The 23669-nt window shown below is 34.9% G+C and carries 22 protein-coding genes, 1 rRNA gene and 1 riboswitch; of the genes, 3 read left to right on the top strand and 20 right to left on the bottom strand.

Going from position 1 to position 23669, the window contains the following annotated elements; translation table 11 throughout:
- The 16 genes from AC1EJ5_RS09340 to AC1EJ5_RS09265 form a co-directional block, all read right to left on the bottom strand.
- Positions 1 to 65, bottom strand: a 16S ribosomal RNA gene (locus tag AC1EJ5_RS09340); the annotation flags it as partial.
- A 419-nt stretch (positions 66 to 484) separates the two neighbouring features.
- Positions 485 to 1585: a tetratricopeptide repeat protein gene (locus tag AC1EJ5_RS09335; protein ID WP_479815871.1), complete on the bottom strand. Its 1101-nt coding sequence runs from the start codon at positions 1583 to 1585 to the stop codon at positions 485 to 487.
- Positions 1585 to 2286 (bottom strand): hypothetical protein, encoded by a 702-nt coding sequence (locus AC1EJ5_RS09330; protein WP_479815869.1) that lies wholly within the window; start codon positions 2284 to 2286, stop codon positions 1585 to 1587. The genes AC1EJ5_RS09335 and AC1EJ5_RS09330 overlap by 1 nt, the downstream gene beginning before the upstream one ends.
- Positions 2287 to 3984, bottom strand: a complete 1698-nt coding sequence (argS, locus tag AC1EJ5_RS09325; RefSeq protein ID WP_479815867.1) for an arginine--tRNA ligase — start codon at positions 3982 to 3984, stop codon at positions 2287 to 2289.
- 9 nt (positions 3985 to 3993) lie between these two features.
- Entirely contained in the window at positions 3994 to 6339 is a 2346-nt protein-coding gene (locus tag AC1EJ5_RS09320; protein ID WP_479815865.1) for an endonuclease MutS2, read from the bottom strand.
- On the bottom strand, positions 6339 to 8549 hold the full coding sequence (locus tag AC1EJ5_RS09315) for a peptidase U32 family protein (protein WP_479815864.1): 2211 nt from the start codon (positions 8547 to 8549) through the stop codon (positions 6339 to 6341). Before AC1EJ5_RS09315 ends, AC1EJ5_RS09320 begins: the two co-directional genes overlap by 1 nt.
- On the bottom strand, positions 8542 to 9039 hold the full coding sequence (locus tag AC1EJ5_RS09310; RefSeq protein ID WP_311479682.1) for a cell division protein ZapA: 498 nt from the start codon (positions 9037 to 9039) through the stop codon (positions 8542 to 8544). Before AC1EJ5_RS09310 ends, AC1EJ5_RS09315 begins: the two co-directional genes overlap by 8 nt.
- 9 nt (positions 9040 to 9048) lie before the next feature.
- Positions 9049 to 11436, bottom strand: a complete 2388-nt coding sequence (pheT, locus tag AC1EJ5_RS09305) for a phenylalanine--tRNA ligase subunit beta (protein WP_479815862.1) — start codon at positions 11434 to 11436, stop codon at positions 9049 to 9051.
- A gap of 8 nt (positions 11437 to 11444) precedes the next feature.
- Positions 11445 to 12467, bottom strand: coding sequence for a phenylalanine--tRNA ligase subunit alpha (gene pheS / locus AC1EJ5_RS09300; RefSeq protein ID WP_479815860.1), 1023 nt, complete (start codon positions 12465 to 12467; stop codon positions 11445 to 11447).
- A gap of 227 nt (positions 12468 to 12694) precedes the next feature.
- Positions 12695 to 13360 carry a TrmH family RNA methyltransferase gene (locus tag AC1EJ5_RS09295; protein WP_311487126.1) on the bottom strand — a complete coding sequence of 222 codons (666 nt, stop codon included), beginning with the start codon at positions 13358 to 13360 and terminating at the stop codon, positions 12695 to 12697.
- 53 nt (positions 13361 to 13413) lie between these two features.
- Entirely contained in the window at positions 13414 to 13764 is a 351-nt protein-coding gene (rplT, locus tag AC1EJ5_RS09290) for a 50S ribosomal protein L20 (protein WP_223417715.1), read from the bottom strand.
- A 10-nt stretch (positions 13765 to 13774) separates the two neighbouring features.
- The gene (gene rpmI / locus AC1EJ5_RS09285) at positions 13775 to 13975 is read right to left on the bottom strand and encodes a 50S ribosomal protein L35 (RefSeq protein ID WP_037328888.1); all 201 of its coding nucleotides are present in this window, start codon (positions 13973 to 13975) and stop codon (positions 13775 to 13777) included.
- 1 nt (position 13976) lies between these two features.
- A complete protein-coding gene (gene infC / locus AC1EJ5_RS09280) occupies positions 13977 to 14534 on the bottom strand; it encodes a translation initiation factor IF-3 (RefSeq protein WP_223417717.1) in 558 nt (185 codons plus the stop codon).
- Positions 14535 to 14699: 165 nt separating this feature from the next.
- A complete protein-coding gene (locus AC1EJ5_RS09275; RefSeq protein ID WP_308749018.1) occupies positions 14700 to 15554 on the bottom strand; it encodes a DegV family protein in 855 nt (284 codons plus the stop codon).
- Positions 15554 to 16066: a DUF1836 domain-containing protein gene (locus AC1EJ5_RS09270; RefSeq protein WP_479815857.1), complete on the bottom strand. Its 513-nt coding sequence runs from the start codon at positions 16064 to 16066 to the stop codon at positions 15554 to 15556. The genes AC1EJ5_RS09275 and AC1EJ5_RS09270 overlap by 1 nt, the downstream gene beginning before the upstream one ends.
- 41 nt (positions 16067 to 16107) lie before the next feature.
- Complete coding sequence (locus tag AC1EJ5_RS09265; protein WP_479815855.1) at positions 16108 to 16854, bottom strand: hypothetical protein; 747 nt, start codon at positions 16852 to 16854, stop codon at positions 16108 to 16110.
- Positions 16855 to 16928: 74 nt separating this feature from the next.
- Here AC1EJ5_RS09265 and AC1EJ5_RS09260 point away from each other — a divergent pair, with 74 nt between their 5' ends.
- Entirely contained in the window at positions 16929 to 17408 is a 480-nt protein-coding gene (locus tag AC1EJ5_RS09260) for an aminoacyl-tRNA deacylase (RefSeq protein WP_479815853.1), read from the top strand.
- A complete protein-coding gene (locus AC1EJ5_RS09255) occupies positions 17405 to 18088 on the top strand; it encodes a hypothetical protein (protein ID WP_479815851.1) in 684 nt (227 codons plus the stop codon). The genes AC1EJ5_RS09260 and AC1EJ5_RS09255 overlap by 4 nt, the downstream gene beginning before the upstream one ends.
- On the opposite strand, the gene AC1EJ5_RS09250 is transcribed toward AC1EJ5_RS09255, so the two are convergent.
- The 4 genes from AC1EJ5_RS09250 to lysA form a co-directional block, all read right to left on the bottom strand.
- Positions 18081 to 19034 carry a diaminopimelate dehydrogenase gene (locus AC1EJ5_RS09250; RefSeq protein WP_479815849.1) on the bottom strand — a complete coding sequence of 318 codons (954 nt, stop codon included), beginning with the start codon at positions 19032 to 19034 and terminating at the stop codon, positions 18081 to 18083. The two genes, AC1EJ5_RS09255 and AC1EJ5_RS09250, sit on opposite strands and share 8 nt — an antisense overlap.
- A complete protein-coding gene (dapB, locus tag AC1EJ5_RS09245) occupies positions 19027 to 19575 on the bottom strand; it encodes a 4-hydroxy-tetrahydrodipicolinate reductase (protein ID WP_479815875.1) in 549 nt (182 codons plus the stop codon). Before dapB ends, AC1EJ5_RS09250 begins: the two co-directional genes overlap by 8 nt.
- A 102-nt stretch (positions 19576 to 19677) precedes the next feature.
- Positions 19678 to 20652: an aspartate-semialdehyde dehydrogenase gene (locus AC1EJ5_RS09240; protein WP_479815847.1), complete on the bottom strand. Its 975-nt coding sequence runs from the start codon at positions 20650 to 20652 to the stop codon at positions 19678 to 19680.
- A 1-nt stretch (position 20653) separates the two neighbouring features.
- Complete coding sequence (gene lysA, locus AC1EJ5_RS09235; RefSeq protein WP_479815845.1) at positions 20654 to 21958, bottom strand: diaminopimelate decarboxylase; 1305 nt, start codon at positions 21956 to 21958, stop codon at positions 20654 to 20656.
- Between the two features lie 56 nt (positions 21959 to 22014).
- Positions 22015 to 22153: riboswitch (Lysine riboswitch) on the bottom strand.
- A gap of 137 nt (positions 22154 to 22290) precedes the next feature.
- Between lysA and AC1EJ5_RS09230 the strand changes: the two genes are divergently transcribed.
- Positions 22291 to 23652, top strand: coding sequence for an aspartate kinase (locus tag AC1EJ5_RS09230; protein WP_479815873.1), 1362 nt, complete (start codon positions 22291 to 22293; stop codon positions 23650 to 23652).
- Positions 23653 to 23669 lie beyond the last annotated feature (17 nt).

The following is a 23669-nucleotide window of genomic DNA, read 5'->3' as shown; positions in this document are numbered from 1 at the left end:
TCGACTTGCATGTGTTATGCACGCCGCCAGCGTTAATCCTGAGCCAGGATCAAACTCTCATTAAAAATTTGTAATGAAAGTCATTTTATTCTGACTCTGTCATTTACATCTGACTTAATATCAAATGCGTGATTTAAAATTCTTTTTCAAGAATCATTTTTGTAAAGAAATTAACTAGGTTAATAGTTGTTTCATTTACGATTTTTTGATCAATTAAGATCATCAAAAATCATTGATATTTATTTGTTTGAAATGCTTTTGCATTTCTGGTTCAGTGTCTGGCACTTTTCGTGTGCTGACTCTAATATAGTACCACACGTTTTTTATCCTGTCAAGCTTTTTTATCATTTTTTTATGATTTTTTTCACTTTGAACAAGTTTCTCTCTTGCCGACATTTAATACTATAACATCCAAAAAGTTCTTTGTCAAATATTTTTTTAAAAAATTTCATTATAAATTAAAAAAGCCCATTTTCTGGGCTTTTTATAATTTGTAGTGTGTTTTTATGATTTGAAGGTTTTCTTTTATCTCTTCTGTTAGGTCATCATAAGTTAGGAGTTCTTCTATATCTTCTTTGGCCTTTTCCTTATTTCCCAAAACAAGATTTATTTGTATCTTGTTGTAGGTCATCCTTGGGTCTTGTGGATATTTTTTAAGTCCTTGTCCTATGATTCCTAAGGCTTCTATTTCTTTTTTATTTAAATACAAGCTTATGGCATAGTCGTTGTATAGCTCCCTGAAGTCTGCATTTAGGTCTAGGGAATTTTCAAAGGCCATTATTGAATTTTCATATTGGCCAAGGTTTTGATAGGCTACTCCTAAATAATAATAGGCATCTGCCCTTTTTGTTTTTGATAGGAGTTTTGTTAGGGTTCTTACTGCCTGGTCATAATTGCTTTTTCCTATATAATAGAGGGCTTGTTCTATTTCTGCATTATCATCAATGGTCATTAGCTTATTTCTGATGTCATTTTTGGCCATTTCGTTATCTGTTAGCCTTAAGGCATTATTATAATATGACCTAGCCTTGATGTATTCACCGAGATTAGCGTAGATATTTCCAAGTTCATAATATGAAAGCTTGAAGTTTTCGTCATATTTTAGGATTTCTTGGAGAATTCTTAAAGCTTCTTTTACAAAGGCATTTTTGTACTCTCCGTCATCTTCATAGGCGATTGGCCAAAGGAGTCTGGCATATAAATAGGCATTGTATTTATTTTCAGGCTCTAAAATATATCCTGCCCTTGCCATTAAAAGTGCCTTTGTTCTGTCAGTTTCTTCGTAGTTTACTGACTTATTGGCTGTATAATCGCCAAGGTTTTTTAGATATTTCTTTAGAATCTTTTCGTAGTCTTTCCTATATATAAAATTAGGATCAATGGCTATATTTAAAAGCATGGCTTCTAGGATTATTTCTAGATTTATCTCGCTTGCAAAATCTCCAGACTGGATTCCTTCTTTCATATCTTCCATATATATAGGAAGGGAAATGCCCTTAAGGTCCACGTTTGGACTTTCATCTCTCAATTCTATATAGGCAAGCCTATCTGTATATTTTATAAAATATCCATCTAAGATATTCATTAGCACCACCCCATGAACTTTCTTTGTCTGTAGGAGTGTTCATTTAAATGTTTGAACAAAATACCCCTAAAGAGCATAAAGCCAGTGTGGATTGCGCCAATTATAAGGCAAGCAATGATTTTATCGATTCCCATTGGTTGGCCAATAGAAAATCTCATGCTTAGGTAAAATTCAACGCCAATAAATATTAGACTATAAAGGCCGTAGTGGAGGATGTTGTTTTTCACAAAGTTTACTGATTCAACTATTGCATTTACCCCACTTCTGCCGTTTAGGTAAATTTGCTCATAAATTGATGATAAAAGGATTTGGATAACTATTGTTACTATAATCCTCGCTCTTACTGGGAAGTTTACCATAAGGAGGTTGACAAACATTTCTAAGAGATAGACCCAAAACATAGTCTCTATCATTGGTCCAAAGAAATTTCCCACAGCATTTTCTAAAGAAGACTTGCCGGTATTTCCAAATTTTACGACTGATACAAGGCTTTGGACTACAAAGCAGGATATGATTACTCCTATGAAGTAATTTACAATTCCGCCTATAGTCCCGCCTATGACGCCAAAATTAAATTGGTTGTTTTCAAAGATTGTATTTATTAGGACGAAAATGAAGACCATATAAGACTTGTTAATCTTTTTTATAGTTTCCTTAAAAGCTATTTTAGATACAAGTAAAAAGTCTTTAATTTTGTTCATTTACATCTTCTCCACAGTTCTAATTCCAAGTAGACCTAGGGCTGTTTTGATAACTATTGCTGTTACATAGGCTAGGGCTAGTCTTTCTTCCTTTAGTTTTTCGTCTTCTACCATAATCTTTGATGAGTTGTAGAATTTGTTAAAGCTCTTGGCTATGTCTGTTAGGTGTCTTGTGATAAGTGATGGTTCGTATTTTTCCTTTGCTTTTATAACCACATCTTCAAATCCAGCTAGTTTTTTAACTAGGGTGAATTCTTCATCACTTGTGATTTTTTCAATATCTAGCGGTTTGATTTCGTCAATGCCAGCCTTTCTTAGGACGGATTTTGCCCTTGCATAGGTGTATTGAACGTAAGGTCCTGTCTCACCGTCAAAGTTTAGGACTTCGTCCCAGTCAAATACGTAATCTTTGATCCTGTTATTATAAAGTTCTTGGAATTTAACAGCGCCGATACCAACTATTCTTGATACTTCGTCGATGTCATCAACTGTGTCTTCACGGTTTTCCATAATTTCACGAGTCTTATCGATTGCCTTATTTAGAACATCTTCTAAGAAAACAACCTGACCCTTCCTTGTTGATAGGGTTTGGTCTTTTAGACTTACCATACCAAAGGAAATGTGCTTACATCCTTTGTAGAGGTCGTAGCCCATTAATTCAAGGATTCTCCAAAGTTGTTGGAAGTGGAGATTTTGTTGGGTTGCTACAACGTAGAGGTTTTCGTCAAAGTTGTATTCTTTTTTTCTATTTATAGCTGTTGCTATATCTCTTGTAATATAGGCAGATGAACCATTTGACTTGATTATAATTGATGGTGGTAGGTCAAACTCTGAAAGATCTATAATTTGTGCCCCATCGCTTTCTACAAGGAGGTTTTTCTCCTTTAATTCTTCTAAAATCGCTGGCATGTATTCTGAATAATAAGCCTCGCCCTTGTAATTATCAAAGTCTATGTCAAGGAGTTTATAAACCCTGTCAAATTCATTGAAGGAAATTTCCTTAAACCAAGACCAGAGTCTAGTAGCTTCTTCTTCACCTTCTTCGAGGTTTTTAAATTCTTGGCGGGCTACTTCCATCATTTCTTCGTTTTCACTTGCTTCTGTGTTATATCTAACGTAGAGGTTTAAAAGTTCTTGAATTGGGTTGGCATTTAATTTTTCGTCATCTCCCCAAAGCTTATAGGCTGCAATCATGGTTCCAAATTGGGTGCCGTAATCACCTATATAGTTGGTTGCTATTGTATTATAACCCAAAAATTCGTGGATATTCCTAAGGGCATCACCGATTACAGTTGACCTGATGTGACCAATATGGAATGGTTTTGCAATATTTACTGAAGAAAATTCTACAATTGCAGTCTTTCCCTTACCCATTTCAGATTTGCCGAAGTTTTCTTTTTTCTCTATGATTGTGTTTATAACTTGGTTTTCAAAATTTTTCCTATCTAAGAAAAAGTTTATATAAGGGCCAACGTTTTTAACTTCAGCAAAATCTTCAAGATTTAATGTGCTAGCAAGTTCTGTTGCTATTTGGGCTGGATTTTTCCTTAAAGTTTTTGCAAGTTGGAAACAAGGAAATGAATAATCTCCCATGTTTTCTTGAGGTGGAATTTCTATTAATTGGTAAATCTCATCTTTAGATAGGCCTAATTCTTTGTCTTCTAATTTTTCAGCAATAATCTCTTTGTAATCTTTCATTTTTCCTCCTTAGGCAAATTTGACAATTGTAACGCCGTAACCGCCTTCTTCGTCATCTCCAAACCTATAAGATTTTATTCTCTTATCTGTTTTTAAATTTTCACTTACACCCTTGATGAGGGCTCCTGTACCCTTGCCATGGATGATTTTCGCCTGGTCAAGCCCAGCAAGCATGGCATCATCAAGGTATTTATCAAGGTTTCTCATGGCTTCGTCATATCTTTGCCCTCTTAAATCTAAGCTTGCAGAAATATTCATAGCCTTTTTAACACTATACACCTTCTTGATGTTTTTCTCAGTTTGGTTTTCGCCTTCAATCTTCTTGACGTTCTTAATATTTGAGTCCATCTTGAGAATACCCATCTGAACTTTGATATTACCCTTAGCATCTGGTGCCTCAATAACTTCTGCCTTTTCATTTAAGCCTGCTATTATAACCATATCTCCGATTTTTAACTCTTCCGGAGCATCCTTTGATCTTTTTTGGCCGAACTTGTCTTCTTCCCTTTCTATATAGGAATCCTTGTATTTGTTCCTAATTTTGTTTAGGGACCTATCAATGTCGCTAGTGTTTGCATTTTTAGACCTTTTGGCCTCTTTGAGCATGGCCTGGCTTTCCTTGTTGGCCTTATCAAGAATTTGGTTGGCCTTTTCTTCGGCCTCTCTTATAATTTCCTCTTTGATTTCGTCTATTTCTTTAGACTTATTTCTAAGTTTATCCTTGATAGATTGGATTTCACGCCTATAGGCTTCAATTTCCTTGTTTTTCGCTTCCATCTGGTACTTATCGTCTTCAATTTGTTCTAAGATTTTATTGAAGTTTTTTGTATCTTCGCCAATCAGGCTTTTTGCTTTATTTAATATATCATCTGAAAGGCCAAGTCTTTTTGAAATTTCAAATGCATTTGACTTTCCAGGTGTGCCTATCTCTAGCTTGTAGGTTGGAGAAAGGGTGTTGACGTTAAATTCAACTGAGGCGTTCATTACCTTTTCATTTTCCATGGCGTAATATTTGAGTTCGCTATAATGGGTTGTGGCAAAGGTCATAACTTCTTTTTCTGTTAGATGGGAAAGAATTGAAATCGCAAGGGCAGCTCCCTCGATTGGGTCAGTTCCAGATCCAATTTCATCAAGTAAAACCAAGGAATTGTCTGTCACATTATTTAGGATATCCACAATATTTGTAAGGGATGCAGAAAAGGTTGAAAGACTCATTTCAATTGACTGCTTATCACCTATATCTAAAAATACATCATCAAAAACATTTACTGTAGATCCCTCTTCTGCCGGAATAAAAAGGGCTGTTTGGGCCATCAAAGTAATTAAACCAACAGTTTTTAGGGAAACTGTCTTACCCCCTGTGTTTGGTCCTGTGATAATTAAGGTAGTATAATCTCCACCAATGGCAACATCTATCGGCACAACCTTGCCTGGTAGAAGTGGATGGATTGCGCCCTTAATATTTATAATTTTTTGATCATTGAGCTTTGGCAAAGAATAGTCGTTTTCAAGGCCAAATTTTGCCTTGGCTTGGAGAAAATCTATCCTTGAGATTATTTTTTGGTTTTCCAAAATCTCTACATCAAATTTTTCAGCAAACCTTGATAGCCTATCAAGAATTCTTCTAATTTCCGCTTCTTCTTTTAATTCTAAATCCTTGTATTGGTTGTTAAGCTCAACTATGGCTGATGGTTCGATAAATAGGGTATTGCCTGAAGCCGACTTGTCGTGGACAATACCGTTAATTACTGAACGCTTGTTGGTTTTTATCGGAACAACATACCTGCCGTCTCTTACAGAAACAACCTTGTCTTGGAGGGCATCCTCGTATTTAGAAGAAGTTACATAGGAATTAAGTTTGTTTTTTATTTCCTCTTCCTTGCGTCTGAGGCTCCTTCTGATTGACAAAAGCTCTCTTGAAGCACTATCTGCAATTTCTTCCTCATTTAAAATCGATCTGTCAATTTCATCCTTGAGAAACTCATTAGTTGAAACCCTATCAAAAAGGTCTGAAATATAAGGGTCTTCGATATTTTTGCTATATTCTTTTAAATATTCTGAAACTCTCAAAAGGCTTAAAATTTTCAAAAGGTCAACTGGGTCGAGAATCCCATTTCTCTTGATATAGCCAACTATTTCTGTAAAATCATAAAGGCCAAAAATGTCAATATTCCCATTTCTGGCAATTACCTTTGCCATGGCACCAGTTTTTTCAAGCTCATCTTCTAGATATTCCATATCTGTGGATGGTCTTAAATCTAAGATTTGTTTTTTGACCAGGCCTGAGCGTGCCATTGCCGAAAGCTTTTCTAAAATTTTTTCGTATTCTAAAACTTCTAGGCTTTTTGCCTGCATTAAATAACTCCTCTTTCGTAATTTAGCTTGTCTTTATAAGATTTATTTTTATAAGCAATGATCTCCTCATCAGAAAAAACTGAAACAAGCATTGAAACCCCATTATCAAATAAATTTTCATCAAATCCTGCAGGATTAAATGGATATATTTTTGTAAGCGAATCCCTTCTTACAAGTTTCATCCTATCTCCATTAATAGATACAAATTCGCTATCCCTAAATTTACAAGTCTCACAGCCCCTTAAACCACATTTTTTTATGGTTGAAAATGGGCAATGGACCATATTCATTAGTTCAATTCTACCAAAAGATAAGGCTTCCACTTGGTATCTTTGGGCGTTTTTATTTATATTTGCAAGGGTATTTTCAACTGAAGACTCGATTTTTTCTGCAAAATCCGAATAAAAATCAAAGGCATAGGAATTTATAACGTTTAAATACCTGCCAATCCTTATTTTTATGCCCGCTTCTTTGAAATCCTTAATAAAATCCAAATCCCTATAATTATTAAAAATCACACCCTCGATGGAATTAGCCTTTATATATGAAATCAAGTCATCAATTTCATAGTCCATATGACTGTCAAGATTTAAATACAAAGAAAAATCCTTATATTTTGGGTCGTATGATTTTATGTAGACCTTATCAAATTCTTTTAGAAGACTTGGATTTATATCATTTGTCATAAGTTCAATATTTTTTTCAAGATTTTTCGTGCTTGGGTCTTCAAGTTTTGGTTTTACTATTTTTATCGCTTGCCTTTTGTATTTTCCTGCAATTTTTCCCTTTAAAAGTTCAATCGCATCTCGCCTTAATTGATTTATGTCTTTTTTTCTTAGGAAAATTCCTTGATCTAATTTGATTTCAATATCAATGGGCTTAAAAATTTCATCCTTGAACCTGTCAAGATTATCTCTGATGCTTGCTTCATCCAGAGAAATATTTTGAGCAGACTCAATTTGATTTTCACCGAAAGCAACAACTTCCATATCTTTATAAGATATTTTAAGTCGAGGTTCTTGGCCAAGTTTTCCTTCAAAATAAAGGCTAACCGGCAAATTTTGATACGACTTAAGTCCCTCTTCCAGATCATCTTTGATATTTTCTGCATTTAGCATTAAAATATCAGAATTTAACTTGGCATCCTTGTACTTATCAAGGAAAATTACCTGACCTTTCTTGTAATCTTCTGTCAAAGTCAGAGGTAATTTCTTATCCCTATCTGTTGTAACTTGGAGATTATCTCCCTTGTGAAGGTCTGAATTAGCAATAAAAGCTTTTTTGTTTTTTATTAAGTCAACAATTCCTACAGACCTGTGCTTAATATCCCCTTCTTTAAGGATATAGTCACGTCTTTGGTCGAAAATGAAACCTTTTGTATAACCCCTGTTTGAAATATCTCTTAGTTTTTCGCTATCATAATACTTGCCATTTACCTTTTTCTTATAGGCTAGGACTGAGTTATAGACATATTCAGGACTCTTCATCCTGCCTTCGATTTTAAGGCAATCAATACCGAGCTCCAACAAGGAGTCGAGATTGTCAATGACATTTAGGTCTTTCATATTTAGGTAATAATCATCGCCGTAAACTTTTCCATTATTTATAAGTTGATATTTTTGCCTGCAAGGTCCAGCGCACCTGCCCCTGTTGGCAGACCTCTGTCCAAAATAAGAACTCATCAAACATTCACCCGAATAGGAAACACAAAGTGACCCATGGACAAAAACTTCCTTTTCACAAGGAAGTTTTGCTATTTTTCTGATTTCTTCTATTGGTGTCTCACGGGCAATTACAATTCTTCTAAAACCCAAATCCATTAGGGCCTTGGCTCCGTGATAGTCTTTTACTGCCATCTGGGTTGAAGCGTGAAAATCAAGACCTGGCATCTGATCTCTTATGATTGAATAAAAACCAATATCCTGAATCAAAATCCCGTCAACTCCGTATTGATAGAGTTTTTCTATATAGGAAATAGCCTTATCAATTTCAGAATCCTTGATAAGGGTATTCATGGTTATGAAAACTTTCCTATCGAAATAATGGATATAGTCTATGACTTCCTCAATATTATCTATTGTGAAATTTTCCGCATAGGCTCTAGCGCCGAAATCGTCAAGGGCTAGATAAAAAGCATCCGCCCCTGCTGCAATTCCTGCATAAAGCATATCCATGTTACCAACTGGTGCTAGGATTTCAGTATTAATCATCAATTTTTCCCTTCAAAATTTCATTTTCCTTGGTAAGGTCCATGGCTTGCTTTTGGAGGGCCTTGATTTTCTCCCTTAATTTGTCAGCATCATTTTCTGCCTTGGTTAGGCTTATTATCTCTGCATCCTTTTCTTGGAGAAGAATTTTTAAATCTTTTAGCTCTTCTTTCTTCTCTTCAAGGTCTGTCTTGTAGGTTCCGTATTCGTTTTTAAAGGTTTCTAGCTCATCTTTTAAGGCTGGGAAATTTTCTATAGCCTCTTTATTTTCCTCGTAATATTGCCTAAAGGATTCCTTATCCTTAAAATATTCATCAGCTATATTAAGACTAGCCAAAATAAGCTGCCTATCAAAAGTGAGCTTATCAGATTTTACATCTTTAATCTTGCCGTCAACATAAGCTGCTATTTTTTCTATACTCTCTTTTGATTCTTTGGTTACAAGAGGATATTTTACACCGTCAATTTTAACTTCAAGTCTAAGTTCGCTCACTTTTTTCTCCTATCCACGTAATACTATGTTTTTCGCCTTTAATTCTTCAAGGATACTTTCTTCCACACCCTTGATATCTTCTTCCTTTAGGGTCCTGTCGGCTTTTCTATACCAAACCCTATAAGAAATTGATTTTTGATCATCGGCAATTCCCTTGCCTGTGTAAATATCAAATAATTCTATCTTGTAAAGAAGGTCACCGGCTTTTTCTTTCATGATATTTTCAATCAATTCTGATTCCACATCCCTGTCAGCAACAAAGGAATAGTCACGTTCTATAGCTGGGAATTTTGGAATTTGCTTATATTTTTTATCAGTAATTCTAGATTGGGCAATCTGGCTTAAGTTGATTTCTAAGATGATTGCACCCTTGTTTATATTATACTCTTCACGCACTTCATAGGAAATCTCGCCAATCACGCCGATTTTTTCGCCGTCAAAGTAGATATCAGCGCACCTACCAGCGTGGAAGGCATAAAGATTTTCGTTTGCCTTGTATGAAAAACCAGTAAAACCTATATTTCTCATAGCTTCTGTAAAGAAATCTTTCATATCATAGAAAGAATAGTCTCCATAAAGACCCATGGTTAGGGTGAGATTTTCTTTTGGAAGCTGATCATTTGTCTTTTCAAAAGTCCTGTCAAGTTCGAAAAATCTCATATCTTTTTGGCCATACTTGATATTTTTTGCGATAACATCAAGCATATTGGCTATTTGAGTTGTCCTCATAACTGAGAAATCTTCGCCAAGTGGGTTTATTAAGCTGATATAGTCCCTAAGTTTTGAATCTTTGGCAATGCCTAACCTGTCATATTCTCTTGGTGAAATGAAAGAATAGGTTGCAAGTTCTGAGAATTTTTGGCCCACAAGTTTGTGTTTTAAATCATCCCTTAGAAGTCTCATTTCTGATCTCTCGCCTTTTTTAAGAGAAGATACAAGTGGTTTTGATTCAATCTTACCCATACCGTAAAGTCTTACAACTTCTTCTATAAGGTCAGCTTCGATAGAAATGTCATTTCTAAAGTAAGGAGCTTTTGCTAAAATAGTGTCTTCGTCTATATCCTTAACTTCAAATTCCAATAATTCTAAGTTTTTGATTGCCTCTTCTTTGGTAAATTTAACACCAGTTAGAGCATTTAACCTAGTTATTCTAAGTTTAACTTCCTTATTATCATTTTCTTTTTTGCCTACGTCAAAAGATCCACCTATAATTGTACCTATGCCAAGTTCTTCAATTAATTTCATAACTCTTTTTGAGGCTATCTCTGGAGTTTCAACCGCTACTCCCTTTTCAAAACGAGAACTTGCCTCACTTCTAAGATTGAGTTTCTTGGATGTATCTCTGATATTATCAGCGTCAAAACTTGCCGCCTCTAGGAGGATATTTTTAGTATCATTTGTAATTTCAGAATCAAAACCTCCCATTACTCCTGCAAGGCCAATGGCTTCCTTATCATCAGCAATAACAAGCATAGATGGATCAAGTTTTCTTTCTTCGCCATCAAGGGTTTTAATAACTTCACCCTCTTTAGCATCTCTTACTATAATTTTTTTGCCAGCTAGCCTATCAAGGTCATAGGCATGGAGAGGTTGGCCAGTTTCAAGCATAACAAAGTTTGTAATATCAACGATATTATTAATTGGTCTCACACCTGCAAGCATCAAGTAATTTTGTAGCCATTGAGGAGATTTTTCAATCTTGACATCTTTTACAACTCTTGCGGTAAATCTCAAACATGAATCACTTTTGACTTCTACTCCATTTGCGTAGTCATTTATATCTTCTCCATTTGTTGAATATTCTAATGAAGGATAAGTGATTTTCTCTCCAAAACTTGCCGCAGTTTCTCTTGCCATACCTATTATAGATAAGCAATCTGACCTGTTTGGAGTGATTTCATATTCTATGACTGGAGTGTTTGAAAAGAGAACTTCTGAAGCTGGTGTTCCTGGTCTAAATTCTCCAGCTAAAACAATTACTCCTTCTCTTAATTCTTTTGGAATTACAGAATCATCATAGCCAAGCTCGCTATAAGCTGTAAGCATGCCTTGGCTTACAATGCCAAAAAAGTCATGGTCTTCGATAAGAGTTCCATTATCCATCTTTGTGCCAGATGTGATTACTGGTAGGAAGTCTCCTTTTTTTGTATTTTTAGCATTTGTTATAATTGTAATTGGCTCATTTTTTCCAACATCAATTGTTAAAACTTTTAATCTGTCTGCATCTGGATGATCTTTTTGTTCTAGGACATGGCCTACAACAATGCCTTCAAGGTCAGATGTATGGATTGTAACTTCTTCTACGTGTGATCCAGTTTCAGAAAGTCTGTCTGTGATTGTTTTTAAATCTTTATCTATTTTTATATAATCTTTTTGCCATATTAAAGGTACTAACATTTTTCCTCCTAAAACTGTTCTATAAATCTCTTGTCGTTATCGTAAAGTAGTCTGATGTCATCAAGGCCGTATTTTACCATAGCAATCCTGTCAACTCCAAGACCAAAGGCGAAACCAGTGTATTTTTCGCTATCAATTCCGCAAGCTTCAAGGACATTAGGATGAACCATGCCGCCACCTAATAATTCCATTGACCAACCAGTATTTCCACAAGCTGGGCAACCCTCGCCCATACAAATAGGACAAGTCACGTCTACTTCTAGAGATGGCTCGGTGAATGGGAAGTGGTGAGGTCTATATCTTAGACTCATCTTATCGCCAAACATTTCCTTGATAAATGTCTCAAGAGTTGCCTTAAGATTTGCCATTGAGACGTTTTCATCAACTACAAGACATTCTAGCTGGTGGAACATTGGTGAGTGGGTTGCGTCAACTTCATCATTCCTAAAAACCCTACCGGCAGAAACCATCTTGATTGGAAGTTTGCCCTCATTCATTACCCTAATTTGCATAGAAGAAGTGTGAGGTCTTAATAAAACCTCGTCATTTATATAAAAAGTATCTGATGTGGACCTAGCTGGATGGTTTTTGGGACTGTTTAGGTCGTCAAAAACATATTTAACAGTATCAACTTCAGGGCCCGCCACAACATCAAAACCCATATTTTGGAAAATTGTTTCAAGTTCTTCCATCGTTTGGTTTATAACTGCGAGATGGCCTGATTCATACTTGTCAAAATGAGCTGTTACGTCTATTTTTTCAGCTTTGATCTTTTCTTTTAATAAGTCTCTTTTGATTATTTCATTTTTATCTGCAAGAAGGTTTTCAATTTCCTTGCTAGTTTGGTTTATTAACTTACCCGCACTTGGTTTTTCTTCATTAGGTAATTTTGCTATTGACTTTTTAAGGTCAGTAATAGTTCCTTTCTTACCTAAAAATTTTATCCTGAGTTCTTCTAGGGCCTCTAAGGTCTCTGCTTTTTCTATTTCAGTCTTGGCAGTTTCTAAGACTTGCTTTAAATTTTCTTCCATTTTTCCTCCAAATAAAAAAATCCGTCCTCTACAAAGGACAGATATAGCTCTGCGGTACCACCTTAATTGATTTATAAATAAATCCGCTCATTACTTTAACGAAAAGTTTACGTATCGATTACTCAATTCATCTCAAAGTTCATCGGTGAATAACCCTAATCGTGACTTAAAAGGCTCTCAACATCCCTTTCTTGCTGTATAAGAATAATTAAAGTCTTTCCGAATCATCACATAAGTCTATTCATAATTATGCTTGCAGCAATGGCTGCATTTAGAGATTCGATTTCTCCTTCCATAGGTATTTTGATAAAGTCATCAGTGATTTCTCTTAATTTTTGACTTAGGCCATTGGCCTCATTTCCTATAGCAAGGATGATTTTAGAATCTTTCTTAAAATCTCTTATATCTAGCCCGTCCATATCTGCTGATAGGACCTTGTAGCTAGGTTTTAGTTTGTTTATATCATCATGGGTCTCTTCTAAGATATTTAGCCTAAAGACAGATCCCATTGATGCCCTAAGTGTTTTTTCATTGTAGAGATCAACTGTGCCTGGCATTAAAATCACATCCCTAAAACCAAAAGCTTCGGCCGAGCGGATCATTGTGCCAAGATTACCTGGATCATTAATCCCGTCTAAGAGCAAAATCTTAGGCGAAGAAATTTCCCTTGGATCTTTCTTTTTTATGACAGCTCCTATTCCATCAGGGTTTGTCATTGATGATAATTTATTAAAAAGGGCTTGGCTAAAAACCAAAGTCTTATGACTTGTTTCGTAGCTTAGGCCTTCTCTTAAAAAAATAAAATCTATATCAGCAGATGAAGCTACAGCCTCATCTACTAATTTCCTAGATTCTATAATAAATGAATTTTCTTTGTCTCGATACTTTTTCATTTTAAGCTTATTTATAAACTTAAAATTTTGATTTGATACCGATTCTATTAGCATTAAGCGTTTTTAGCTCTCTCTACTAATTTAGCAAATTCTTCTGGGTTGTTTACTGCAAGTTCAGCTAGCATCTTTCTGTTGATGTCGATGTTTGCTTTCTTTAGGCCGCCCATAAGTTTTGAATAGCTTGTGCCATTGATTCTTGCTGCAGCGTTGATTCTTGCAATCCAAAGTTTTCTGAAGTCTCTTTTTCTGTGTTTTCTACCAATGTAAGCATATGATAGAGATTTCATTACAGCTTGGTTAGCTGTTCTGAATAGAAGGCTTTTGGAACCGTAATAACCCTTTGCTTGTTTTAATACTTTTTTATGTCTTTTCTTTGCATTTACTGCTCTTTTTATTCTTGCCATCTATATCCTCCTATGCACCAATTAACTTTTTAACGTTTTTATATACAGTTTGTGAAACTTCTGCAGGTTTTCTTAGTCTTCTTTTTCTATTTGGTGATTTCTTAGCTGTTAAGTGTCCTTTGTAAGCTTTTCTTCTCATGATTTTGCCAGAGCCTGTTACTTTAAATCTCTTAGCAGCTGCTCTTTTAGTTTTAATCTTATTTTTTGCCATCTTATTCTCCTTTTTCATCATTTGGTTCTAGAAACATAACAAGAGATCTGCCTTCCATCTTAGGCTTTTTGTCAATCTTGCCACAGTTATCTAGCATGCCGTTGAACTTATCCATTAATTCGTAGCCAGGTTCTTTTCTACCAAGTTCCCTACCACGGAATCTTATAGATACTTTGACTTTATCCCCGTTGTTTAAGAATTTTTTAGTTTGATTTGCCTTAGTTTGCAAGTCATTGTCTTCGATATTTAAAGAAAATCTTGTCTCTTTAAGTTGAGCATTCTTTTGTTTTTTCTTATTCTCTTTTTCTTTTTTCTCTTGATCATATTTAAACTTGCCATAGTCCATAATCCTTGTTACAGGTGGCTTTGCCTGTGGACTCATAAGTACAAGGTCAAGACCCTTTTCGTCAGCCATATCTTGGGCTTCTTTTAGGGAAGTGATACCAACTTGGTTACCTTGATCATCGATTAGTCTTACTTGACTAGCTCTAATTTCATCATTGATTCTTAAATCTTTTATAGTTATACCTCCAATGTATTGTATAAAAAAAGCGGGCACAAAGTACCCGCAAATAATCTATCAAAAATAAATCTTATTAACCTAAAAGCTTGTGCCGTCAGGTGAGTTTGGGTACTTCTTTGTTGTTTACATGTATCATAATACTAGCTAAAATAGTAATTGTCAAATAAATTCAGATATTTTTTTGATATTTTCAAACTATTTTTAGTCTAAGATGAAAAATCCTATACCAATTAGTCCTGGACCAGTGTTTGCCCCTAAGGTTGGGGAAATCTGTCCTTCCTTATAGATCTTAGCATTTTCTATAATATCTTTAAGTCTTTCTTTCATCTTTTCGTGACCATCTGGATAATCGCCTTCAGATATAAAGAAATAATAGTCTTTTACACCTTCAAGATTTTTTCTAATTATCTTTTCTAGTTGGCTAATGGTTTTCTTTTCACCCCTAACAATTTTTTCTATAGCGAAGCCGCCTTCTGGTGGATCTGTCTTAATGATTGGTTTTACTGAAAGAGCATCACCAATTTTACCAAAAGTTTTTGGCACCCTTCCACCTTCTACTATATATTTAAAAGTATCTATAGTGAAAAACACCTTGGAATCATAGATTTTTTCTTCTAATTTTTTTGTTATTTCATCAAAACTCTTGCCTTCATCAATTAGTTTTTTTGCATAGGTTGCATAATAACCTTGGGCAAGGGTTAGATTTCCGGTATTAAAGGCGTAGATTTCAAGACCAGGAACTTCTGCTAGCTTACAAGCATTATAGGTTCCTGAAAACTTATTTCCTATATTAATACAAATTACTTTATCATATCCATCTTCTTTAATTTTTTCCAAAAGCTCATTGATATCTCCTGGAGAAGGCATGGATGTCTTTGGCAATTTGTTATTAGTTTTTATCCAAGAATAAAAATCTTCAGGGCTAATTTCTAGCCTATCTTTTAGGAACTTACCATCTAAATTTACATATAATGGCAAGTAATAGAAACCTTCTTCTCTTATGTAATCAAGACTTAAATCACTTCCTGAATCTACTAATATAGCTATCTTTTCCATTATATCTCCTTGCGGTTATCTATTACTAATTGGGTGTATAATTTTGTAAAAAGGGAAATAGCCAAGTAGGAAAGAACCTTATCGTGGTGGTCGGTGTATTCAAAAGAAATATTGACCGCATTGACCTTTTCACTTGTAAGTATGGCTTTTCTTGCTTGGTTAAATATATTTTCAAAATTCTCGTAAACGTCTTTTAGACCAAAGGTTGACATTTCTATATCTATGCCCTTGGCCAAATCTTCTATTGATATTACCTGTTTAAATATTGATATAACAACCAATTGGGCTATGGAAGACCTGTAATATTTTTTCTTTTCCGGCTTATCAATATAGCCTAATTTGACATAGTTATTTACCATAGAAGAACTAATCAAATTTTTTTCAACTACATGAAGGGGACTTAAAATTTCATTTAAGTACCTCAAAAGTTCTTCCTTATAAATACCATCATTAGGCAGACTGTCCCAACTAGGCAGGTTAATATTTTCTAATTCATTAATTTTTTCAATCATATCTACCCCATATTATACCCCATCTAGTTCATATTACTAGATTAGAGGTCACAATCTATATCTATTTCTACCCTCTCATTGGCCTTTGTAATCGCCCTTATATCTGTAAAATTAGATCTATAAAATTCTTTAAATTCAAGGCTTACTTCTTCCATATCACCAATTTTTGTTGGAAATAAGATTTGACTATCAGCGTCATCTATTATCTTATCCAAGTAGGCAAGGGATTTTTTGTTTAAATCTGTAATTGGCAAAAATATTATGTCTGGATTTTCAAATCTAAGTTCATCCAAGAGGTCTAGATACCTATCATCATCGACTTTTTTAAGGTCCATTGATCCTCCGTAAAAAATTATCAAATCCTCTACTTCTATTAAAAAACCAAGCCTTATCCCATCTAGGGAAAAAGCCCTAACAAATACTTCATCTCCCTTATAATGTAGGCTTAATTTATCATCTTCGCCCAAAAGATAGACATTATCTCTTTTATAGAGTTTTTTAAGGTCCTTCATCCCAATCTCATCTTTATTTAAGTAGATAACATTGTCCTTGTATTTTAAATCTCTAATATTCTTATTTAGGACATAGGTTAAAGACCTTAATTTACCAAGATTAAAAATATCTTCTGTATAAGATTTCTCTCCCTTATCTGTGGCAAAAAATATAATATGTTTTGACTCGGGTATATCAAGCAAACCCTCAGCATAATCAAAAACTAAAAAATAATCCCCGTAAGCTAGGCTATAGCAGGAATCATAAATATAATTCACAAGTACTTTCTCACTCATCGCATCTCCTTAGATTTTTTATACCCTATATTACATTTTTTATCATTGGCGTATAATCTTTTTGAGGTGATTTTATGAAAAAAGAAATTAAAACTAATGCAATGAGATTTCTCGATAATTTAAATATAGAATATGAACACATAGATTACGGTCTTGACCATGAATTTGTTTCTTCTGTAGACTTGGCAGAAGAAGGTCATACAGATATCCACACAATCTTTAAGACCCTTGCTACAGAAAGTAAGGAGGGGGATGTTTATATACTTGTAATAAACGGAGCAGATGAGATCGATTTTAAAAAAGCAGCCAAGGCCATTGGTGTTAAGAGCCTTTCCATGCTTGCCCTTAAAGATCTTAAGAAAACTGTTGGCTATGAAAGAGGAGCCACAACTCCACTTGCCCTTAAGAAAGATTATCCAGTTTATATTGACCAAAAGGCAAAAGATATGGATTTTATCAAGGTTTCTGCAGGTAAGGTTGGCCATTCTTTAAAAATTAAGCCAGCAGATTTGCAAAAAGCAACTAAGGCTACCTTTGCTGATTTGATAAAATGATTTTAACAAAGTTTGAAAATGGCAAAAAAATTTCCTATCAGGTGACAGGCGAATATGGTTTTGAAGAAATTTCACAAGACCAAAGTCAATTTGAGGATTGCTTTTGCTTAGAAATCGAAAATGACCCTGATGATGAGAAATTAAAACTACTTGTCATCCTCTCACCGATTTTTATTGCGGCCTTTGATAATGGAAATGTAGAACTCGAATTTCTCAAAAAGACCATAGAAAATTCTTCCTATCCTTTTGCCTTATATCCAGATTTTTTTGGAGATTTTGACAAGAAAGAGTATTTCAAGGCTTATGAGGATAAAGACGAAGGGAAAATTACAGAAGACATAATTTTAAGGGAAGATAAGATTATAGAATTTTATTTCAATTCCCTACCAGAAGCCTACCTAAAATCTCTTCTCGCCATGGTTGATGGCCTGATAGAGGATGATTCTAATAGACGTAATCTCTTGCATTATTTCGATCAAATGAGAGATGATATTGTTATAAATGGTAGAAGGTCAATTTTAGCTAATGGCATCCAGGCTTTTTATTTAAATAAATATGTAGTAGTGTGGATGCTCGATTTATTTTCCTTTATACAAAAAAATAAAGCTGACGTTTCTAGCTTTCTTGATCCAATCATGGACCTGGTAAATGACCTAAAAACGCCAGCCAATATTAAATAAAATTTAGAAGTGAATCGTAAGATTCTTCTGATAAATATTTTGGGGCCACATCTAAAACGGTGATGGCTCCTTTTTTTCCTTCTTTAGCGAGTCTATAAAGTGCCCTAGCATAGGCAATGTCAACTGCTGCTGTAAAATCAGGATTTGATTCTAGATCGAGATTAAATTCCATTAGTGCATTGCCTTCGCCACTTGCCTTGCCCCTTCTTATAACATGGCCGCCGTGGACCATTTTTTTGTGGTTTTTATCAAGGTCTTCTTGGCTAATGAAGTGGACGAAAGTCTCGTATGGTGCGAAATAATCAGGCATAGTTTTTATTTTTTCTTCTATTATTTTCCTATCTGCCCCATCTTCGACAACTGCATAGACTTCTCTCAAATGAGCCTTGTGGCTATCAAAATCAAATTCCTCATCCTTTCTTATTTTATCCAAAATTTCAGGCTTTGGAATTGTATATTGTGTTGCATCAAGGACTCCATCTATCGACCTAACTGCTGCCGAATGACCTTGGCTAACTCCCTTGCCCCATAGGGTGAAGTACTTACCATCTGGAAGTACAGCTTGGCCAATAATCCTATTTAGGGAAAATAAACCCGGATCCCAACCAGTTGATATAAGGGCCAAGTTCCCATTTTCCTTACCAATATTATCCATCTCGTGAAAATAATCTTTAATTTTAGCATGATTATCAAAACTATCAAGAGTATTGAAGCTTTTTAATAACTCTGGCCCTTGGGATAAAATATCCTTATCTGATGACCCACATAAAATTAATAAATCAATTTGATCTTTGTATTCATTTATATTTTCGAGCGGCCTATAAAGGTCTATATCTAGCTTTCTCCTAGAAAATATCCCAGCCACTTCCATATCAGAAGTCGCATCAATGCCTTTTTTTACAGACCTTCCTAAATTTCCGTAACCAACTATTCCAACTCTAATCATTGTCTCCCCTTATTACATCTTTAAAATCATACCTGCCCGGTTTATTTCCTTGTAAAAAACTTGCAGCCTTCAAAGCACCATTGGCAAAGATTTTTTTGGATGCTGCTTGGTGTTTTATTTCAATAGTTTCATCAAGACCAGCTAGGATCAACCTGTGTTCGCCAACAATTGTTCCGGCTCTCACAGAAGATATGCCAACTCCATTTGGATCACGCCTGTCATCATGGCTAAAATCTCTCATTTTCTTAAATAATTTGCCATCCCTGCCCCTATTTACTCCGTCAAAGATCATATTGGCAGTGCCTGAGGGGTTGTCCTTCTTTTTGTTGTGGTGGCTTTCTACTATTTCTATGTCAAAATCTTTTAGGGCCCTGGCAAGTCTTTCGGCTATATCTGTCATAACATTTATGCCAAGAGAATAATTGCCTTCTTGAATAAAGGCTACACTTTCCCCGAGTTTCTTGATTTTAGAAAGGTCTTCATCTGTATAACCAGTTGTTGCAAATACTACTGGATAGGATTTTTCTTTGGCAAATTCAATTATCTAGTCAAGTAAAAATCTTATCAAATGCCCTATAATCCACATTTAGATTAGAATCAAAAGGCGTGATTACAGCGACAGCTGATCCTGTGAATATCATCATTACTCCTTTACTAAAAGTTCTGCGATTTGTACAGCGTTAAGGGCTGCACCCTTTCTAATATTGTCTGCAACGCACCATAAATTTAGGCTATTGTCACAAGAGAAATCTCTCCTAATCCTACCGACAAAAACCTCGTCTTTACCGCTTGAAGTAGCTGGCATTGGGTAAATTTCATTTGCTATGTCATCTTCTACAATAAGACCTGGTGTGCTTGATAATATTTTTCTAATATCTTCTAAGTCAAAGTCTTTCTTTAGTTTTAAATTAATAGAAACCCCGTGAGAGTTAGAAACTGGGACCCTGATGGCTGTGGCTGTAATTTTTATAGAATCATCTCCCAAATTTTTTCTAGATTCGTTAACCATTTTCATCTCTTCTTTTGTATAGCCATTATCTAAGAAAGAATCTATTTGAGGAAGTAAATTGTCATAAATTTTATATTTCCAGTGGTCATTTTTCTTTTCATATAGGTCTTCAAGAGCTCTTTCACCACCACCAGAAACCGCCTGATAGGTATTGTAAACAATTCTATCTATGCCGTATTCTTGATAAATATTCGCAATAGCAAGGACAGATTGGATTGTAGAACAATTTGGGTTTGCTATTAGCATATCTCTTTTCTTAATGTCACTAGGGTTCACTTCTGGAATTACAAGTGGCACGTCTTTATCCATCCTAAAACATGAAGAATTATCAACAACCCTGATATTGTTTTTTACAGCCAAAGGCACATATTTTTCTGAAACACTTCCACCTGCCGCAAATAAGGCTAGATCAATTCCCCTATTATCAAAGGAATCTTCCTTTAATTCTTCAATGATTACTTTCTTTCCCTGAAACTCAATTTCTTTTCCTACTGACTTTTTTGAAGCGAAGGCAAAAAGCCTATCAACCGGGAAATTTCTTTCCTCTAGGATATCCCTAATCTTGCTTCCAACTAATCCACTTGCACCAACAACTGCTACATTTGCCATCTTATTCTCCTTTATATTCACAATCATTTTTTATTAAATCATCTAAAGTTTCTCTTTTTACTGCAAGATAATCCTTGCCATCTTCAACAAAAACCACAGTCGGTTTTGGAAGTTTATTATAATTTGAAGTCATCGCCAATGAATAGGCTCCGGTGTTTTCAATAGCAAGTATATCCCCTCTTTTTGGATAAGGAAGGTCGGTTTCTTCTATCCAAATGTCTCCCGATTCGCAAAACTTGCCTCCAACCCTAAATTTTTCATAATTTTTATCGTCAAGTCTATTTGCAATTAATGCATCGTACTTGGCCCCATAAAGGCTTGGCCTTATATTATCAGACATACCCCCATCGATAAAAACAAGTGGGAGGCCTTCAAGGGTGTGCTTGACACTACCCACACTATAAATCGTCGTTCCAGCCTGGTTAATCATAGACCTACCTGGCTCGATGCCAACCCTTGTGATTTCAAGCTTATAATCCTTAATCTTTTCCTCAATTATTTTCGCAAAGTCTCGTAAAAACTTTTCTAAATCAAATTCCTTATCATTTTTATTTTGTCTGACCCCAAAACCGCCGCCTAAGTTCAAATGACTAAAACTTTGGCCAGTGAGGTCTTGCATTTTCTTTGTAAAATCAAAGAGGATTTTAGCTTCTTCCTCAAAAAATCCAACTTCCATAACTTGGCTGCCTATGTGGGCGTGAAAACCGAGTAAATTTACAAATTGGCTTTGGGTAATTTCCTTGATATAGGATTCTATTTTTTCATCCCTGATATTTATCCCAAACTTGGAATCTGCGTTTGATGTTTGGATATACTTATGGGTTGAGGTTTTTACATCAGGATTAATCCTTAAAAGACAATCCATTTTCTCGTCCATTTCCTTTAGGATTTCTTCTAAGAATAAAAATTCCTCATAAGAATCTATAATTATAGTCCCTATCTTATTTTCTATGGCAAAAATGAGCTCTTCCTCAGTCTTATTATTACCATGGAGGTGGATTTTTTTAGGATCAAAACCCGCCTTAAGTGCTATATACATCTCTCCGATAGAAACCGTATCAAGGAAAAGCCCCTCGTTTTTAATAAGACCTAGTAAATACAAGTTTGACCCTGCCTTTGAAGCATAGCTTATCTCACTTGCAAAAATTTCTGATTTGAAATTTTCCCTAAAAGCTCTTGCTGTATCCTTAATTAGTTTTTGATCATATATGTAAAGGGGCGTCCCATATTTTTTCCTTAAATATTCTACAGAAAGTCCACCAATATGGAGCATTCCATCTATATTTGCATAATTTTTCTTAAGCATATATCCTCCATACGAAAAAAATCACGGGCAAAAGGCCCATGATTTCCCTTTCGCCTGACTTAGCAAGTACTCCAGCAAGATTTGGCAAATCTTGCTGACAATCATAGACCTATTCGACCTATGACCAATACCATGTATTTCGGCGGTTAGACCTTTCGTTACCTACTCATTGTAACCGCGACCCCTTGGCTAAATCTTTAATTATTTATCAGTCTATCAGATATTAGTCCTTTTGTCAAATTTTTGATAATATTTATGCAAATATTTTTATTTTAATACCGAATGTAGTATAATAGTGCCAATTAGGAGAACGATATGAAAATAACAGCTAAATTTGGGGCTCATCTGTAGCCTCAGCCAGTCAAATAGAAAAAGTAGGACAAATCGTAAAAAATGATGAAAATATAAGGGCTATTGTCGTTTCTGCCCCAGGAAAGAGATTTAAGGCAGATATAAAGGTGACAGACCTTTTAATCAGCCTTTTTGAAGAATATAAATCACAAAGCCCAACTTACATAAAAACCTTGGATATGATTGTCCTCAGGTACACAGAAATCTCTGAAGTTTTGTGTCTTGATAGAAAATTAGTGGAATCTTTTAAAGAAATACTTCTAGGATTTTTATCAAGTATTGAGGATGATTTTTATTTGGAAAACGCCATTAAATCTTCAGGCGAAGACTTTAATGCAAGGCTTATTGCAGCCTACATGAATAAAATCGGAATCAAAGCCACCTATATGTCACCAAAAGATTTGGGAATTGTCCTTGAATACAGTCTAAATGATGTAAATATTTTAGATGAGACCTATAAGAATATCGGAAAATTTAAGGATAGGGATGAGCTCTTAGTTGTGCCTGGTTTTTATGGCTACAATAAGGATGGCGATAGGCTTACCTTCTCTAGGGGTTGCTCAGATATAAGCGGAGCTATCCTTGCTAGAAGTCTTGGCTGCGATATTTACGAAAATTATACAGATATGACCTATATTTATTCAGCAAATCCTAGCCTTTTTGATAAGCCTGCGCCGATTAAAAATATTTCCTATGCCGAAATGAAAGAACTTTCCTACAATGGTTTTGAGATTTTCCAAGAAGATGCTGTTGAGCCCCTTCTTGATACAGATATTGAAATCCATGTCAAAAACACCAACAATCCAAATGAGGGCGGGACAATTATTTCAAAGGAAAGGCCAGATGTGGATAATAACCCTATTATCGGAATGAGCGATGTTGGAGAATTTACTTCCTTTAAAATAACTGAATATTTGATGAATAGGAAGGTCGGTTATATCAAAAACGTCCTTGATATTTTCCAATATATGCACATACCAGTTGAACATATTCCTACTTCAATAGATTCTATTTCCATCCTCGTTAGGAGCGAATATCTGGAGGACAGCTCAAAAAAATCTTCTATAGTAAATGCAATAAACAATTCCTTTGACCTTGATGAACTTGTAGTTAGAGATTTTCTAAAATCCATTGCTATAGTTGGCGAGGGTCTAAAAGACCAAATGACCAAGGCACTTTATATAATTTCTGATGTCTTAAATCAAAACCAAATTAAAATCGAATATATTATCCAAGGAGCATCTAACAATTCACTTTTTATTCTAATTAATAAGAAAGATGAAAAATTACGCCTAAAATCCCTATATAAGGCCATTTATGAAGATAAAGTCCTTGATAAGTAAATTAGCAAAGAAAAACC

It is taken from the genome of Anaerococcus sp. C0059F3, assembly GCF_056590475.1.
This window is presented reverse-complemented; position numbering and strand designations above follow the sequence as displayed.